Source organism: Xanthomonas vesicatoria ATCC 35937 (assembly GCF_001908725.1).
In the GTDB taxonomy this organism is placed as follows: Bacteria; Pseudomonadota; Gammaproteobacteria; order Xanthomonadales; family Xanthomonadaceae; genus Xanthomonas; species Xanthomonas vesicatoria.
Genome location: NZ_CP018725.1, coordinates 2,887,501 through 2,904,277, shown reverse-complemented (window position 1 = coordinate 2,904,277; position 16,777 = coordinate 2,887,501). Strand labels below are relative to the sequence as shown.

At 62.8% G+C, this 16,777-nt stretch carries 11 protein-coding genes and 1 other RNA gene; 8 read left to right on the top strand and 4 right to left on the bottom strand.

The features are described from left to right. Window positions 1-31 precede the first annotated feature (31 nt). The 3 genes from recF to dnaA form a co-directional block, all read right to left on the bottom strand. Complete coding sequence (gene recF, locus BJD12_RS12540) at window positions 32-1,138, bottom strand: DNA replication/repair protein RecF (protein WP_042827931.1); 1,107 nt, start codon at window positions 1,136-1,138, stop codon at window positions 32-34. 978 nt (window positions 1,139-2,116) lie between these two features. Continuing rightward, complete coding sequence (dnaN, locus tag BJD12_RS12535; protein WP_005991691.1) at window positions 2,117-3,217, bottom strand: DNA polymerase III subunit beta; 1,101 nt, start codon at window positions 3,215-3,217, stop codon at window positions 2,117-2,119. A 277-nt stretch (window positions 3,218-3,494) separates the two neighbouring features. Continuing rightward, on the bottom strand, window positions 3,495-4,823 hold the full coding sequence (gene dnaA / locus BJD12_RS12530; RefSeq protein WP_005991692.1) for a chromosomal replication initiator protein DnaA: 1,329 nt from the start codon (window positions 4,821-4,823) through the stop codon (window positions 3,495-3,497). 242 nt (window positions 4,824-5,065) lie between these two features. On the opposite strand from dnaA, the gene rpmH reads away from it, so the two are divergent. The 6 genes from rpmH (at window position 5,066) to mnmE (ending at window position 11,851) form a co-directional block, all read left to right on the top strand. Beyond that, a complete protein-coding gene (gene rpmH / locus BJD12_RS12520; protein WP_002805908.1) occupies window positions 5,066-5,206 on the top strand; it encodes a 50S ribosomal protein L34 in 141 nt (46 codons plus the stop codon). A gap of 38 nt (window positions 5,207-5,244) precedes the next feature. Further along, a complete protein-coding gene (rnpA, locus tag BJD12_RS12515) occupies window positions 5,245-5,682 on the top strand; it encodes a ribonuclease P protein component (protein WP_039422104.1) in 438 nt (145 codons plus the stop codon). Between the two features lie 25 nt (window positions 5,683-5,707). Then, window positions 5,708-7,432 (top strand): membrane protein insertase YidC, encoded by a 1,725-nt coding sequence (gene yidC / locus BJD12_RS12510; protein WP_005991695.1) that lies wholly within the window; start codon window positions 5,708-5,710, stop codon window positions 7,430-7,432. Window positions 7,433-7,517: 85 nt separating this feature from the next. Beyond that, complete coding sequence (locus BJD12_RS12505) at window positions 7,518-10,220, top strand: polysaccharide deacetylase family protein (RefSeq protein ID WP_050812866.1); 2,703 nt, start codon at window positions 7,518-7,520, stop codon at window positions 10,218-10,220. Window positions 10,221-10,337: 117 nt separating this feature from the next. Then, window positions 10,338-10,409, top strand: a non-coding RNA gene (locus BJD12_RS12500) — sX9 sRNA. A 98-nt stretch (window positions 10,410-10,507) separates the two neighbouring features. Next, window positions 10,508-11,851, top strand: a complete 1,344-nt coding sequence (gene mnmE / locus BJD12_RS12495) for a tRNA uridine-5-carboxymethylaminomethyl(34) synthesis GTPase MnmE (protein ID WP_042827933.1) — start codon at window positions 10,508-10,510, stop codon at window positions 11,849-11,851. A gap of 202 nt (window positions 11,852-12,053) precedes the next feature. Here the strand turns inward: mnmE and BJD12_RS12490 are convergent, their stop codons facing one another. Continuing rightward, entirely contained in the window at window positions 12,054-12,911 is an 858-nt protein-coding gene (locus BJD12_RS12490) for an acid phosphatase (protein ID WP_005991701.1), read from the bottom strand. A 198-nt stretch (window positions 12,912-13,109) separates the two neighbouring features. On the opposite strand from BJD12_RS12490, the gene BJD12_RS12485 reads away from it, so the two are divergent. Continuing rightward, window positions 13,110-15,416, top strand: coding sequence for a TonB-dependent receptor (locus BJD12_RS12485; RefSeq protein ID WP_005991703.1), 2,307 nt, complete (start codon window positions 13,110-13,112; stop codon window positions 15,414-15,416). A 253-nt stretch (window positions 15,417-15,669) separates the two neighbouring features. Then, window positions 15,670-16,770, top strand: coding sequence for a glycerophosphodiester phosphodiesterase (locus BJD12_RS12480; protein ID WP_005991705.1), 1,101 nt, complete (start codon window positions 15,670-15,672; stop codon window positions 16,768-16,770). Window positions 16,771-16,777: the final 7 nt, after the last annotated feature.

Genomic DNA, 16,777 nt, shown 5'->3' with positions numbered 1-16,777 from the left:
AGATGTGCTCGCTACGCACACGCGTGGGTTCTTAACTAGCCGCAACTTCTGCGCTGACCTTCCCATGTTCCACGTGGAACCGATATAGGAGCTTGCCGGCGTCAGCGAGGCCCGGGGGTGTTTCCGTCGCAGTGATCAGCACCTGGGTCGGTGCGGCGGCAAGCCGCTGCAGCACGCTGGCCTGATGATGCCGATCGAGCTCCGAGCCTAGGTCGTCCAGTGCGATTACTGGCCATTCGCCACGCTCGTGGGCGAAATCCTCGGCCTGAGCGAGCAGGCAGGCTAGCGCGGTCAGTTTGGCCTGGCCACGCGACAGGGCGTCCTTGCCGGGAAGTGCGTCAAACCGGGGCGCCCAGTCGGCGCGGTGCGGGCCCTGCGAGGTATAGCCATTCTGGCGGTCTCGTTCGCGTGCCAGCAGGAGAGCGTCTGCAAGCGAGACCTCATGCCGCTTCCATCCCGGCGCGAACTCCAGCGCCGACAGCCCTAGCGATGGTGCAATCGCAGTGGCAACCGGTATCAGGCGTTCTTGAAGCCTCTCAAGGTAGCGCAAGCGTCTGGAGGTGAGCGTTTCCCCCGATTCGGCGAGTTCATGATCCCAAGCATCAAGCATGCGCGGCTGCGCCCCTTGCTTGAGCAGGGCGTTGCGCTGCTTGAGTGCACGTGCATAACGCCGCCACAGTGCCAGAAAGTCAGGTTCCACGTGAAACAAACCCCAGTCCAGGAACCGGCGCCGCGGCTCACCACCGCCGCTGATGAGGACATGGCTTCCCGGTTCGAACGTGATCACCGCCAGCGCCGCGCAAAGCGAGCCGAGTTGCGCGACATCCTCGCCATCAAGCCGCCCGGTCCACTCTTGTCCGGTGTGGCGCAGTCCTGCACGCCTTGAGCGTTCCCCGGCTTCTCCTGTGCCTTCGCGCCATTCGACGAAGACTTCCAGATCGCTGGCGCCTTGTTGAATCAGCCCGTCGCGCACACGGCCACGGAAACTGCGGCCATATGCCATCAGGTGCAGTGCTTCGAGCACGCTGGTCTTGCCCGCGCCGTTATCACCGGTCAGCAGGTTCAAGGCGCTGGTGGGATAGAGCTCGACTGCCTCGAAGCGACGAAGCCGATGAATAGACAACCGCACGACGTGCATCGATCAATCTGCTCCGGGTTCTGATCCGGCTCCCCGGTCGCTGCGCAGGATACGTGATTGATACGAAATACGCGCGATAGGTAGATCCAAGCACGTCTGCGCAGGCTGGGGATAACTTGGGGACAAAATCGGAGTTAGAAGAGTCCTTTGACCTTATCCACAGGTTAAACGGCGGGAAAGGGCGGTTAAAACACAGGGTTTCGATGCCTAGAAATGCAGTAAAAACAATCACTTGACCTACTTTCAAGCGAAATCTGGCCCTACCATCACCACCAAGCTCTTAGTTTATTTCTATTTTTAAAAGCAGAGCGGGATGTGCATAAGTCAAAAAGCTGGTTCGGGTAGGGCGAAGACAGTCGACAACAGCCGCGCCCTGGTCTTTAATGAATTCATTCATTGTTTGTAAAAAATCACAAAAAAAAATGCATCCGGGGAAAACTGCGCTTATCTCATACGCGCTGAGACAGCACGCGAGAGTCGGCACTGTGCCTCGATTTCCAACAACTCGATATGCGTCATGATCGAAATTGGCCGGTCTAGATTTTGCAACCCGGGCGATTGCGAATGTGAACGAAGGCGTCCACTCTTTCCAGAGGGACGTACGCGCCAGTCGTGACCCCCTTAACTGGGCGCGAGCATCTGTGATGTTGGCCAATAACGGGTCCGACAACATCTAATCGCAACGCTGGTTGCACTGCGATTGCCGTCCTAGGTGAGCTGTTGGAAGCTCACGGGCCGGCGAGGCAAACAGACCGAGAGGAGCACACGCTCCCCACGCGTGGATTAGCGCCAGATTTCGAATCGTTGCGGCGACCTAATTAGCAAACGCACCCGCAACGGCTTCGTCGAAGCTCCTGGATGAAGAGACGTTCGTTCTCATCGAAGTTTCTTGGCCATAACAGCCATTACCTCGAAACCCGGGACACAAAAAAAAGCCCGACTCTCGCCGGGCATTCGTGTTCCACGTGGAACGCCACGTCAGAGACGCAGCGGCATCACCACATGGCGGGACTTCTCGCTGCTTGCCTCACGCACGAGTGCGGACGAGTTGGCATCGCGCAGCTGAATCACCACATGCTCGTCGCGCAACGCGGAAAGCGCATCCAGCAGATAGTTCACGTTGAAGCCAATCGCCAGGTCGTCGACCTTGGTATCGGCTTCGATTTCTTCCTGCGCCTCTTCCTGCTCAGGATTGTGCGCACTGATCTTCAACTGCCCCGGTGAGACTTCCACGCGAACGCCGCGGTACTTTTCGTTCGACAGGATGGCCGCACGCTGTAGCGAAGCACGCAACGCTTCGCGATCCACCTTGACCTCACGGTCTGCGCCGATCGGGATCACTGCTTCGTAATCCGGGAAGCGCCCATCGATGAGCTTGGAGGTAAACGTCACATCGCCGCGTTTGACGCGGATATGGCTGCGACCGACTTCCAGTTCGACCTCACGATCGGCCGCTTCCAGCAAGCGCAGCAGCTCGGTCACGCCTTTCCGCGGCACGATGATCTGGCGCTTGGCGCCGCCAGCTTTTTCCAACTCGGTTTCGCACAGCGCCAGACGGTGACCATCGGTGGCCACGCAGCGCAGCAGCCCGTCGCGCAGATCGAACAGCAGGCCGTTGAGGTAATAGCGCACGTCCTGCTGCGCCATCGCGAACGCTGTGCGTTCGATCAGCTCCTTCAACGCCGCTTCCGGCACGGCGACACGTTCGGTCGCCTCGACCTCGTCCACGGACGGGAAGTCATTGGCCGGCAGCGTCGCCAGCGTGAAGCGGCTACGTCCGGCCTGTACGGTGACCTTGTCGCCGGTCTGCGAGATGGTGACGCGGCTACCGTCGGGAAGGGCGCGCAGGATGTCGAACAACTTGCGCGCCGGAATCGTGGTTTCGCCGTCCTGCGCGTCTTCCACCATCGTGCGCGAGATCATTTCCACTTCCAGGTCCGTGCCGGTCAACGAGACCTGTCCGTCCTTGACCTGCACCAGCAGATTGGCCAGCACAGGCAGGGTTTGACGGCGTTCGACCACATTGACCACTTGGGCCAACGGTTTGAGGAAGGCTTCGCGCTGCAGTGTAAAACGCATGTGGTTCCGTGCCCCTATGCTTTAAAAGATATGGAATAAATCAAAAGCTTGGTGGTGATGGTAGGGCCGTTTTCAGCGGATAACCACCATAACTATTTGTTTCCAAAGACAATTCAGCGCATGAAAGTCATTGGATTAGTGCCCCTGGCCTTGCGGTAAAACCTGTGGATAGTTTTCTGCTCGGACCACGGCGCAACGTTATCCACAGATTCTCCCGCATTTGACCCCAACGTTTCCACGCATTTCTTCCATGCATGCCGTCAGTAGGCCGGCCGACTCATTCGCTGAGCTTGCGGATCAGCTTTTCCCAGTCCTCGCGCAGCTTGCCGTCGGCCTCCATCAGGGTGCGGATCTGCCGGCAGGCATGCAGCACGGTGGTGTGGTCGCGACCGGCAAAGGCGTCGCCAATCTCGGGCAGGCTGTGCTCGGTCAACTCCTTGGCCAGCGCCATCGCCACCTGGCGCGGACGTGCGAGCGACCGGGTGCGGCGCTTGGAGAGCAGATCCTTCATCTGCAGGCCGTAGTAATCCGCCACGGTCTTCTGGATGTTGGGGATGCCGATCGCCTGCTGCTGGGCCCGCAGCAGGTCGCGCAGCGTCTCCTGGGCGAATTCGACGGTGATCGAGCGGCCGGTGAAGTTGGCGCGGGCCACCAGGGTGTTGAGCGCGCCTTCCAGATCGCGCACGTTCGAGCGCATCTTCTTGGCGATCAAAAACGCCACGTCGTCGGGAATATCGGCACCGCGCTCGCGCGCCTTGGCCAGCACGATCGCCGCGCGGGTTTCGAAATCCGGTGGGTCGATCGCCACCGACAGGCCCCAGGCCAGGCGCGACTTCAGTCGCGGCTCCAGGCCCTCGACTTCGCGCGGGTAGCGGTCGCAGGTCAGGATGATCTGCTGGCGGCCGTCGAACAGCGCGTTGAAGGTGTGGAAGAACTCTTCCTGGGTACGGTCCTTGCCGGCGAAAAACTGGATGTCGTCGATCAGCAGCGCATCGATCTGCTGGAACTGGCGTTTGAACTGGTCCATCGCCTTGTCCTGCAGCGCCCGGATCATCGCGCTGAAAAACTGCTCCGAGCGCAAATACATCACCTTGGCGGCAGGGTTGGCCTGGCGCAACGCATTGCCGGCAGCGAACATCAGGTGGGTCTTGCCTAGGCCGGTGCTGCCGTACAGCAACAGCGGGTTGTGCGCGCGGTCGCCTGGCTTCTGCGCAGCCTGGATCGCCGCGGCAAGGCCGAGCTGGTTGCTACGGCCTTCGACGAAGTTGGCGAAGGTGTAGTGCGAATCGAGGTTGCCAGCAAACGGCACGATCGGCGCGGCGACCGGCGCACTGGGCGCGGCCATCGGTGCCGGAGCAGGTTCCGGGGCACGCGGACGGGAGCCCACCGCCAGTGCCACCTCGCCATTGCCGGCGAAGTACGCCAGCAGCTCGCGAATGCGCGGCAGGTAACGTTCGCGAACCTGGTCGACGATGAAGGCATTCGGGGCATACAGCACGATGCCGTCGCCGCGGTCTTCGGCTTGCAGGGGTTTCAACCAGGTGTGGACATCTTCGGGCGGGAATTCAGCTTCAAGACGTTCCAGACAGCGGGGCCAAGCATCCATCAAAGTGTGATCATCTGTTGCTGGCTGCGGCGCGCAGCAAGGCGCCGTGCACGCAGCCCGGAAGTGAAAAGAGGATGGACCAGACTAGCACCGCGGGCAGGCTTTTCCCAGACTTATTCACAGGTCCATCCACAGGGCGTGCGCAGCCTCACGGTCGGTAAAGCATTCGGGGAGTTGACCCGGCCCGGGGCGGTCCTATAGAATTTCCGGTTCTATTCGTCTCCATCCATGCAGAGGGCCCCATGGCCACCAAGCGTACTTTCCAACCCAGTAACCTGAAGCGAGCACGCGACCATGGTTTCCGCGCACGTATGGCAACCGCCGACGGCCGCAAGATCCTGGCTCGCCGCCGCGCCAAGGGCCGCAAGCGCCTGAGCGCTTGATTGCCGCGCCGCTCTCTGCGGCCGAGGCAAGTCCTACCGTGAACGCATCGAACCCGTGCAGGCGATTTCCTCGCTCTGCGCGGGTTCGTACGCGTGCGCAATATACGGTCGTCTTCGATACCGCACGTCGCACCTCGGATCCGCTGCTCAGCCTGCATTGGCGCACCGGCGATACGCCGCCGCGTCTGGGCATGGCGGTGTCGCGCAAGGTGGACACGCGCGCAGTCGGCCGCAATCGCATCAAGCGCGTCCTGCGCGATGCCATGCGGCATCTGCTGCCTGATCTGGCCGGTGGCGATTACGTCATTGTGGCCCGCTCCGCAGCTGCAAAAGCGACCAATCCACAGATTCGTGACGCCTTCGTGCGTCTTCTGCGCCGTGCCGGTGCATTGCCCCCACCTGCTGCGCCCGGCACAATGCCGCCCGCCAGGACGATGCACCCATCCTCCCTTTCCCCGACAGAGCCGGAACTGTAGTTCCGACTGAGCGAGTTGCTGCCCGATGAACCAGACCCGTGTTTTCCTGATTTTTGCCTGGCTAATGGTCGCGGCGCTGCTGTGGATGGAGTGGGGCAAGGACAAGGCGGCGGCGAATGCACCTGCCGTAGTCGCGACGCAATCGGTACCGGCTGCACGCGATCCGGATGCCTCGGCGCCGGCCGCCAACGTGCCTGCCGCTCAGGCGATCCCGCAGGCAGGCGTGCCGGGTGCGGCGCCGGCGGCCACCAGCACCACCACAGCCACTCCGGCAGCGGCTGGCGCTGCGCCGGTGATCACGCTGACCTCGGACGTGCTGCGCCTGAAGCTGGACGGCCGCAGCGTGCTCGATGCCGAGCTATTGCAGTTTCCGCAGACCAAGGACGGCACCGCACCGGTCAGCCTGCTGACTGAAGACGCCGTGCATCCGTACAACGCCACCAGCGGTTGGGCCAGCGAACATTCGCCGGTGCCGGGCGTGGGCGGCTTCCGCGCCGAACAGCCGGGCAGCACGTTTGAACTGGCCAAGGGCCAGAACACACTGGTGGTGCCGTTCGTATGGAATGGCCCCAATGGCGTGTCGATCCGTCGCACCTTCACCCTGGAACGCGGCCGCTACGCGATCTCGATCAAGGACGAGGTGATCAACAAGAGTGGCGCGCCGTGGAACGGCTACGTGTTCCGCAAGCTGAGCCGGGTGCCGACCATCCTCAGCCGCGGCATGACCAACCCGGACTCCTTCAGCTTCAACGGGGCGACCTGGTACAGCCCGCAGGAGGGCTACGAGCGCCGCGCGTTCAAGGACTACATGGACGACGGCGGCCTGAACCGCCAGATCACCGGTGGCTGGGTGGCGCTGCTGCAGCACCACTTCTTTACCGCATGGATCCCGCAGAAGGACCAGGCGTCGCTGTATGTGCTGGCCCAGGACGGCCCGCGCGACGTGGCCGAGCTGCGTGGACCGGCATTCACAGTGGCGCCGGGCCAGACCGCCAGCACCGAGGCGCGCCTGTGGGTGGGCCCGAAGCTGGTCAGCCTGATCGCCAAGGAAGACGTGAAGGGCCTGGACCGCGTGGTCGACTACAGCCGCTTCTCGATCATGGCCATCATCGGCCAGGGCCTGTTCTGGGTGCTGAGCCATCTGCACAGCTTCCTGCACAACTGGGGCTGGTCCATCATCGGCCTGGTGGTGCTGCTGCGTCTGGCGCTGTATCCGCTGTCGGCTGCGCAATATAAGTCTGGTGCCAAGATGCGCCGCTTCCAGCCGCGCCTGGCGCAGTTGAAGGAGCGCTACGGCGACGATCGCGTCAAGTACCAGCAGGCGACGATGGAGCTGTTCAAGAAGGAAAAGATCAACCCGATGGGCGGCTGCCTGCCGCTGCTGATCCAGATGCCGATCTTCTTCGCGCTGTACTGGGTGTTGGTGGAATCGGTGGAATTGCGTCAGGCGCCGTGGCTGGGCTGGATCCAGGATCTGACCGCACGCGACCCGTATTTCATCCTGCCGGTGCTCAACATCGCCATCATGTGGGCGACGCAGAAGCTGACCCCGACCCCGGGCATGGACCCGATGCAGGCCAAGATGATGCAGTTCATGCCGCTGGTGTTCGGCGTCATGATGGCCTTCATGCCGGCCGGCCTGGTGCTGTACTGGGTGGTCAACGGCGGCCTGGGTCTGTTGATCCAGTGGTGGATGATCCGCCAGCACGGCGAGAAGCCGAGCAAGATCATCCAGGCCAACGCCAAGTAAGTTGAAGAAGGCCCGCCGCAAGGCGGGCTTTCTGCATGTCAGCCCGTCTCTGCTGTCTATTGTCTTCCTCGCCAAGGACGTCGTCGTGACCACATCGCTGTTGCATCGCCTGTTGCTGTGCGCAAGCTGCGCGGGAGTGCTGGCGCTAGCCGGTTGTGGCAAGCACGCCGCGGGCGATGCCGCATCCACTGCGACACCTGCTGCTGCGACGACCGCAGGGACGCAGGGGAACAAGACCGGCGACGCTGCACATGCAGTGATCGTGCAGCTGCGCGAACAACTGGACCGGCACCGCCGCATCATCGTGTTGCTGGCCGATGAGGATAAACAGGCCCCACGCGATCGGGCCACCTCCAGCAGCGTGGGGCAGCAGTTGTTCCATGAAAATCTCGAGCAGCGCGAACGCATCGCCGCCGCGTTCGAAACAATCCTGACGTCCAAGGATGCCAGCCGGTTCGCGACGCTCGCTGCGGTGCTGGACGAAGTGGAATCGGCTCCGGATTTGTTCGATGCCGATCGCCTGGCATTTGCCGAAGTGTTGCGCGAGTTGCATGCACGCATCGGCCGCGACTCTGCGCTGCCGGCGGTGAAACTGCATCAACGCATCGGCGAAGATCTGGAAGCACTGGATGAGATCGAACGCAGCTACAACACCGAGCTGACGCAGATTTTCAGCCGCTTCGACCGTAGCCGCGCGATCGTGCCCAAGCGTGAGAAGTGGGACGACTACGTGGCGCATCTGCGCACGCTGTACACACGCGAAACCATCCTGCGCGACCACGGCGTGGTGGAGCCCTATCCGTTCTCCGCGCGCGACAGCGACAGCGAAGTATTCGGCCGCGACCTGCCGCCCAAGACGGTGGTGCTGACCTTCGACGATGGCCCGCACAAGGCCTACACCGAAGAGATCGTGGCGATTCTCAAGCGCTACGACGTGCCCGGGGTGTTCTTCGAAGTGGGGCGCAATCTCGGCAGTCTGGATGCCGAAGGCAAACCCAAGCTGGCGCCGCTGTCCAAGATCAGCCACACGCTGATGGAAGAAGGCTATGCGGTGGGCAATCACAGCCTGACCCATGCGCAGTTGTCCAAGACCACCGGCGATGCACTGCGCAGCCAGGTGCTGGATACCGACACCTTGCTGCGTGCTGTGGACGACAAACGTGCGCCGTTATTCCGGTTTCCGTATGGCGCGCGCAATGCCGAAGGGCTGCAGTTGCTCGGCGAAGCCGGTCTGAAATCGATCATGTGGAATATCGATTCGCTGGACTGGGCCGACCCGGTGCCCGAGTCGATCGTGCAGCGCGTGCTCGACCAGGTAAACAAGGAGCAGCGCGGCATCGTGCTGTTCCATGACATCCACGATCGCGCAGTGAAGGCCTTGCCGCAGATCCTGGATCGCCTGATCGCCGACGGCTACCAGTTCGCTGGCTGGAACGGCCGCGAGTTTTCGGTGGCGCGTGCACCCAGCGCCGTGGCCGATGCGACGGTGACCACGGGCTATGCCAAGTCGTGGGCGATCGTGATCGGCATTGACGACTACGCGCACTGGCCCAAGCTCGAATATGCGGCCAACGATGCGCAGGCAATCGCCAGCACCTTGACCGGTCCGCTGGGATTTCCGTCCTCACAAGTGATCGTGCTGAAAAACAGCGAAGCTACGCGCAACAATATTCTCGCCGCTTTCCATGACCGGCTGGGGGAGGGGCGTGCGCAGACCAACGACCGTGTGTTCGTGTTCTTCGCTGGCCATGGCGCCACGCGTCGGCTGGCCTCCGGGCGCGACCTGGGCTACATCATTCCGGTCGACTCGGACCCGGAGCATCTGGCCAGCGACGCGATTGCGATGAGCGACCTGCAGAACATTGCCGAAAGCCTGCAGGCCAAGCACGTGTTGTTCGTGATGGACGCCTGCTACAGCGGGTTGGGGCTAACGCGTGGCGGGCCCACTTCCAGTGCCTACCTGCGCGAGAACGCGCGGCGTATCGCGCGCCAGATGCTCACCGCCGGTGGTGCCGATCAACAAGTGGCCGATAGCGGCCCGAACGGGCATTCGGTGTTTACCTGGGTGTTGCTGCAGGCGCTGGCGGGCAAGGGCGATCTCAATGGCGATGGCTTGATCACCGGCACTGAGTTGGCGGCATATGTCGCGCCGGCAGTCTCGGCGGTGTCGACGCAAACGCCGGCATTCGGCAGCTTGCCGGGCTCACAAGGTGGCGAGTTCGTGTTCCAGGTGCCTAGCGGCGAAGAATTCCTGACCGCGGGCACTGCGCAGCTGTCGGCCGATGCGATCGCACTCAACGGACGCGTCGACGCGGCGCGTCCTGCTACCACGACCACCGGCGTGGCAGTGGCGGCTGTACCCGTTACGGTGAAGACCTTGCAAGGTGGCGAAGCCAAGCTGGTCCTGCCGACCGCGGTGAAAAGCAGCGACCGCCAACGTGCGCAGTTGGCCAATGAACGCGGCCTGCAGCTGTACAAGGAAAAACGTTATGCCGAAGCGGCCGAACAGTTTGCCGAAGCCTTGAAGCTACGCCCAGACTTTGCGCTGGCTGCAAACAATCTTGGGTTTGTGTATTACCGCCAGGAGCGCTTTGCCGAGTCGGCGCGCTGGCTGGAAAATACGCTCAAGATCGACCCGTCGCGTGCGGTGGCGTATCTCAATCTCGGCGACGCCTACGCAAAGGCGGGCGAGCGCGACAAGGCGCGCAAGGCCTATTCCACCTATCTGGAACTGCAGCCGCAAGGCAGTGGTGCGGCGCAGGCGCGCGCGCAGCTGCAGGCGCTGTGATGCACAAGGGCGAGCAAGGTGGGTAGTGCACTTTCTGAAAAGACGAATGCCCACTCAAGCAGCTAACCAAACGACGCTGCGCGCCGCCAGGCGTGTGCGGACGTTACTCGATGCGACATGTACCATTCGTACATTCCGTTTCCTGTGCGCCGTTTGCACCTGATAACTGCCGCCTACGTTTTGTCCGCCGCGCTTAACGCCCGTCCACCCGACCTTCGCCCGAAGGCGATGCGGGTGTTTTGATTGCCGTGACCGATCCGATCCCCGTCCACGCAAGAGCAGTGCCCATGTCTTCTTCCACGTCCACCATCGTTGCCATCGCCAGTGCTGCCGGAGCCGGTGGGGTGGGCATCGTGCGGCTGTCCGGGCCGCAGGCAGTGCAGATTGCAGCGCAGTTAGGCATTGCGCCGTTGCAACCGCGGCATGCGCACTACGCGCGCTTTCGCGATGCGCAGGGCCAGGTCATCGATGACGGCATCGCACTGTGGTTCAACGCGCCACGCAGCTTCACCGGCGAGGATGTGGTGGAATTGCAGGGGCATGGCAGCCCGGTGGTGTTACGCCAATTGGTTGCATGTTGCATTGCATTGGGTGCACGCCAGGCACGCGCCGGCGAGTTCAGCGAACGCGCATTTCTCAACGGCAAACTCGATCTGACCCAGGCCGAGGCGATTGCGGATCTGATCGCCGCCGGCGATGTGCGTGCGGCCGGTGCCGCGCGGCGTTCGTTGGACGGCGTGTTCTCGCGTCGCATCGATGCGGTGAGCGACAGCCTGACGCGCTTACGCGTGCATGTGGAAGCGGCGATCGACTTTGCCGATGAACCGCTCGATACATTAGGCGGCACGCAGGTGCGGGAGGGATTGCAGCAGGCGCGCGCATTGCTGGCGCAGCTACTGCGCGATGCAGAACGCGGGCGCAAGTTGCGCGACGGGATGCATGCGGTGCTGATCGGCCCGCCCAACGCAGGCAAGAGTTCGTTGCTCAATGCACTTGCCGGTAGCGATCGTGCCATCGTCACCGACGTGGCCGGCACCACACGTGACACCTTGCATGAAGCGATTCTGCTCGATGGCTTCGAGTTGACCCTGGTCGATACCGCCGGCCTGCGCGATGGCGGCGATGCGATCGAACGCGAAGGCATGCGCCGCGCACGCGCCGAATTGCAGCGCGCCGACCTGGCACTGGTGGTGCTGGATGCGCGCGACCCACAGGCTGCGCGTGAGGCGATCGGCGATGCTATCGATGCGGTGCCGCGCCAGCTGTGGATTCATAACAAATGCGATCTGCTGGACAACAATACGCCGCTGCTCGATGCGAATGCAGTCGCGGTCTCGGCAACGACGGGGCAAGGATTGGAACAACTGCACACCCGCCTGCGAGAACTGGCGTTAAGCGACGGCATTGAAAGCGTGGATGGCGAATTCTCCGCACGCACCCGGCATGTGGATGCACTACGGCGTGCCGAGCAACATGCGGATGCGGCCGAGCTGGAACTGGGATTCGAACAACTCGAACTTGCCGCCGAAGAGCTGCGCCTGGCGCATGCAGCGCTGGGCGAGATCACCGGCAAGCTGAGTGCCGATGAATTGCTGGGCAAGATCTTCTCGAGTTTTTGTATCGGTAAGTGATGCCGGGCCGAGCACGGTCGCGGTGAACGTTTGCTCTGCTATCGCGACGGTGTTGGGTGCGTCGCATGCAATCAATCAGCGCGGCTAATTCTTCTGAAAAAGTCAGAAGCAAGTTCCACAGTGGATGGTCACTTCGGTCTCGCCCGCGCAACACTTAGAGCCGTACGCCGACATCCGGTTGTTGCATTTAGCATTGCGGCCATCACATCCCGCCCGGCAATACCGTCCGCAGCGCGGTGTCTTCTGCCGCACAGGCCGCCGGCAGAGAAGAACTCGGGTGCTTCACGTGCGCCGCTGCCAGCTCGCGCCGCGCAGCGGCAAGGTCCTTCTGAAACTCCGGGCTGTCGTGCAATGCGGCGACGGTGGCCGCGCCCATGATGCGGCCCTGCAAGACGTCACTTTGCCAATGCACGTTGCAAACCAGGCGGCTGTCGCCGAAGGCGCGGCCGCGCGCCAGTAGCGCGTTGCGCTGGGCGGGCGCGATCTCCGACAGGATCAGCCCCCAGGCCCAGCCGATGGCAGTGTGGCCGGAGGGGTAAGAGCCATTCTTGCGCAGGGACGCATCGTCGTCCGGGGTGCACATCGGTTGCGCGTTGCGCATGAACGGGCGCGGGCGTTGGTAACGCGCCTTGGCGGCACTGGTGCTGCTGCTGGCGTCGCGCATGCTGCGTTCGAGCAGGCGCAGCAGATGCGGTGTGCTGGCCTGGTCGATCTGCACGCCGAGCGCGCAGCTGAAGTGGCTGGCCGCGTCGGGAAAGCGCAGCACCGCGTCGCGCGCGGCCAGGTCCCAGCGAGGTGTGCCGCGTAGCGCGAGCATGGCCTTGGCGATGGACTCGTCGTTGGCGAGCGCGGCGCTACCATCCTGCGGCGGGGACGGCACCAGCTGCAGGCTATCGGGCAACTGCTGTTTTTCCAGGTATCCCTGCGCATCGGTGGCAAGCACCGAGTCCGCCGGCGTTGCCGGTTGCCGCGCAGTGGCCAGGCCGCTGCCGATCAACAAGACAACGACGGCGACGCTTGCCAGCGTCCGTTGGCAGTGGCGGGCGATGCGGTGGGCCATGGGACGATTCCTCGAAGCAGCACGACTGGAAGAGCGCGCAGATTACGACGTACAGATGACACGCGCATGCCAGCAGAACGCAGCTGCAGCGCGACATACGCAGCAGCTGTCTCGGCACTGTCATCTGAGCGTCGCATCGACGCAAGACAGCTGTCGCACGCTTGCCGTCATCTTTTGACTCTTCCCCCCCTGCCGCTCATGCCCAAGACCCATCTGTTAAGTGCTGCCGTCCTCACCGCGCTTGTGCTGTCGCCGGCTGCACATGCGTTCGATACACCGGCCGACGTGTCCGCCGACATCGGCTCTACCGTCCAGCAACTCGATGCGGTCTCGGTGATTGGACAGGGCGAAACGCGTCAGGTGCAGCGCATCACCCAGCAAGACATTCCGGTGCTGCCGCCGGGCACCAGCATCCAGAAGCTGCTCAACCGCATGCCGGGCGTCAACGTGCAATCCAACGATGCCTTCGGTGCCAACGAAGAGTCGCAGACGATCAGCCTGCGCGGCTTCAACGGGACGCGCCTGGGCTATACGCTCGACGGCCTGCCGCTGGGCGATAACGCCTACGGCAACTACAACGGCCTCAACATCAGCCGCGCATTGATCGCAGAAAACTTTGGCGGCGTGGAACTGGCATCGGGCATCGGTGCGTTGGGCACCGCATCCACCAGCAACCTCGGTGGCACCATCCAGTACTACTCGGCCGATCCGTCCAGCGTGTTCGGCGGCCAGGTGTCGCAGACGCTGGGGTCTGATGCCAACCGTCGCACCTTCCTGCGTGTGGATACCGGCGATTACAACGGATTTTCCGCGTATCTGTCGGGCATCGGAGCTACCGCAGACATGTGGGCGCGTCCGGAATCGCCGACCACCACGCGGCAGTTCAACGCCAAGGGCGTGTATCAGTTCGACGGCGGCAAGCTGACGGCGTTCGCCGATACCTCGCGCACCTCGCAGGCAGATTATGCCTATCTGTCCAAGAGCGGCATGGCGCGTGGCCTGGGCTGGGACTGGAATCTGTATGCGCCGGACTGGAACCGTGCACTGGCGGCGGCATACTGCGCGCCGGCCACACGCAACGCGGCGCGCTGCGGCTTCAGCGGTGGCGTGGACAACATCGACGATGCGTACTACCAGAGCCGCGCGCTGCGCGACGACGACCTGTTCTATGTGGCAGGCGACTTCCAGCCCAACGATGCAATCAGCCTGCATACGCAGGTCTATCACCACGAAAACAAGGGGCAGGGTCATTGGTGGTCGCCGGGCCAGGCCTCCAACCCGGGTACGCCGCAGGCACTGCCGATCTCCATCCGCAGTACCAACTATTGGATCAACCGCACCGGCGGCATCGCTTCGCTCGGTTGGGACCTGGGCCGGCATCATCTGGAAGCCGGGCTGTGGTACGAGCGCAACCACCACGACGTGGAGCGCAATTTCTACTGGATTACCGGGCCGGTGGACGACGACAAGTTCCTGCAAAATCCCAACCGTCGGCTGTTCTCGCAAAACTATGTGATCACCACGCGGCAGTTTTACGTGCAGGGTAATTTCAAGTTCCTGGACGAGCGCCTGAGCCTGGACCTGGGCATCAAGAGCCCCAGTACCGAAATGACCGCACGCGAGACGCCGGGCATCGCGGTGGAAGCGCCGGTGGCGACCGGGTCGATCAAGGCCAGCGAGTCGGTGTTGCCGCAGATCGGGCTGGGCTATCGCCTGGCCGAAGGGCAGGAAGTATTCGCCTCGTATGCGGAAAACATCGCCGCGTTCCAGGGCGGCGGCGCCGGTGGTCCGCTGCTGGTGACCCAGGCCTCGTTCGATGCCAGCGTAGGCGCGCTGGAGCCGGAAAAATCACGCACCGTGGAAGCTGGCTACCGCTTTGTGCGCGACCGCTTCGAGGCCTCGCTGGTCGGCTACGACGTCACCTTCGACAACCGTCTGCTCTCGCTCAATCCCTGCGCCAGCATCCAGCAGGGCACCACGCCGGCGTGCACCACGCGCTTCTTCAACGTGGGCTCGGTGAGCAGCCGCGGCGGCGAACTGACCGTGATCTGGAAGCCCACCAGCTATCTGCAGTGGTACAACTCCGCCTCGATCAACCGTTCCACCTACGACGACAACTACGTGCAAAACGGCGTGACCATTCCCACCGCCGGCAAGACCACGGTGGATACGCCCAAGCGCATGTTCGCCAGCGAAATTGCGTTCAATTACGCCAACTGGAACGTGAACCTGCGCGGCAAGTACACCGGTCAGCGCTACTACACCTACACCAACGACCAGGGCTTTGGCGGCTACACCTCTTTCGATGCGGGCGCCGGCTATGAATTCGGCCAGGTCGGCGTGTTGCAGGCGCTCAAGCTCTCGCTCAACGTCACCAACCTCACCGACAAGCGCTACGCCTCCAACCTCACCGCGTTCGCCAACAGCGATCCGAATGGGCGGCAGTTGGCCTTCCACGCCAGTGCGCCGCGGCAGGTGTTCTTGACCTTGGACGCGAAGTTCTGAGTACGGGAATCGGGAATCGGGAATCGGGATTGGGGAATCGCAAGAGCGGGCTTTGTCGTTGCTCACTGATTTGCTGGGTCAGTCCACGCGGACCGTTATAGAGTGGTCAACACGACGTCTTGCGTGGTTGTCGGGATGGTGCGGACGATGCAGCGGATGCGGGATGTACAGTCGTACCTCCCGCGGCGCTCATCGGCCAGGCTCCCCTGGCGGCCTGCGTCGATTCGGTAGCTGTTTTTCGTTGGAGATAGGCATGATGCAGGGCGGTCGTATCTGGCTGGTGGGAGCGATGATGGTTGGCATGAGCGGCCCGGCAGTTGCTGAGGCACCGTTGGCCAAGACGGTGCAGATCTTTGCGCACCGTGGTGCCAGTGCGTTGCGCCCGGAACACACCTTGGCCTCCTACGCCAAAGCCATTGCCGATGGCGCGGATTTTGTCGAGCCGGATTTGGTGTCCACCAAGGATGGTGTGCTGGTAGCGCGTCACGAGAACGAGATCGGCGGCACTACCGATGTGGCCAGCCATTCGGAGTTCGCCGCACGCAAGACGCGTAAGACCATCGATGGGCAATCGATGGAAGGCTGGTTCACCGAAGACTTCACCTTGAATGAGTTGAAGACGTTGCGCGCACGCGAGCGGTTGCCGCAGTTGCGTGGCACGCGTTGGGACGGGCAGTTTCAGATCGTGACCTTCGACGAGATCATCGATTTCGTCGCGGCCGAATCTGCTGCAACCGGGCGCACGGTCGGGCTGATTCCGGAGATCAAGCATCCGAGTTATTTCAGTGCACTGGGTTTGCCAATGGAGGACAAGGTGCTGGCCACCTTGCAGGCGCATGCCTACACGCGCACCGCGCCAGTGGTGATTCAGTCGTTCGAGACCGGAAACCTGCGTTACCTGCGCGGCAAGATCGGCCGCGCCAGCAATCTCCGTTTGCTGCAGCTGCTGGGCGGCGCGCAGATGCCACTACCCGATGCGGGCAAGGGCGATGCGCCAGGCACGTACGCACAACTGATGACGCCTGCGGGGCTCAAGCAGGTTGCCAGCTACGCCGATGCGATCGGGCCGGATATTCGCGCCATCATTCCGCTGGATGCGCAGCAGCGACTGGGGCAGCCAACCAGCCTGGTGCATGATGCGCACGCGGCCGGATTGCAGGTGCAGCCGTATACGTTCCGTCCGGAAAACTATTTTTTGTCGGCAGATAACCGCAGCGGCGACGCGCCGACCGCACGCAACGAAGCCGGTGCGCTGGCGGAACTGCAACGGTATCTGGCCACCGGCATCGATGCCTTCTTCGCCGACGACCCGGGCCTGGCGCGGCGGGCGTTGCACGAGCATGCACCACGTTAAACGCAGA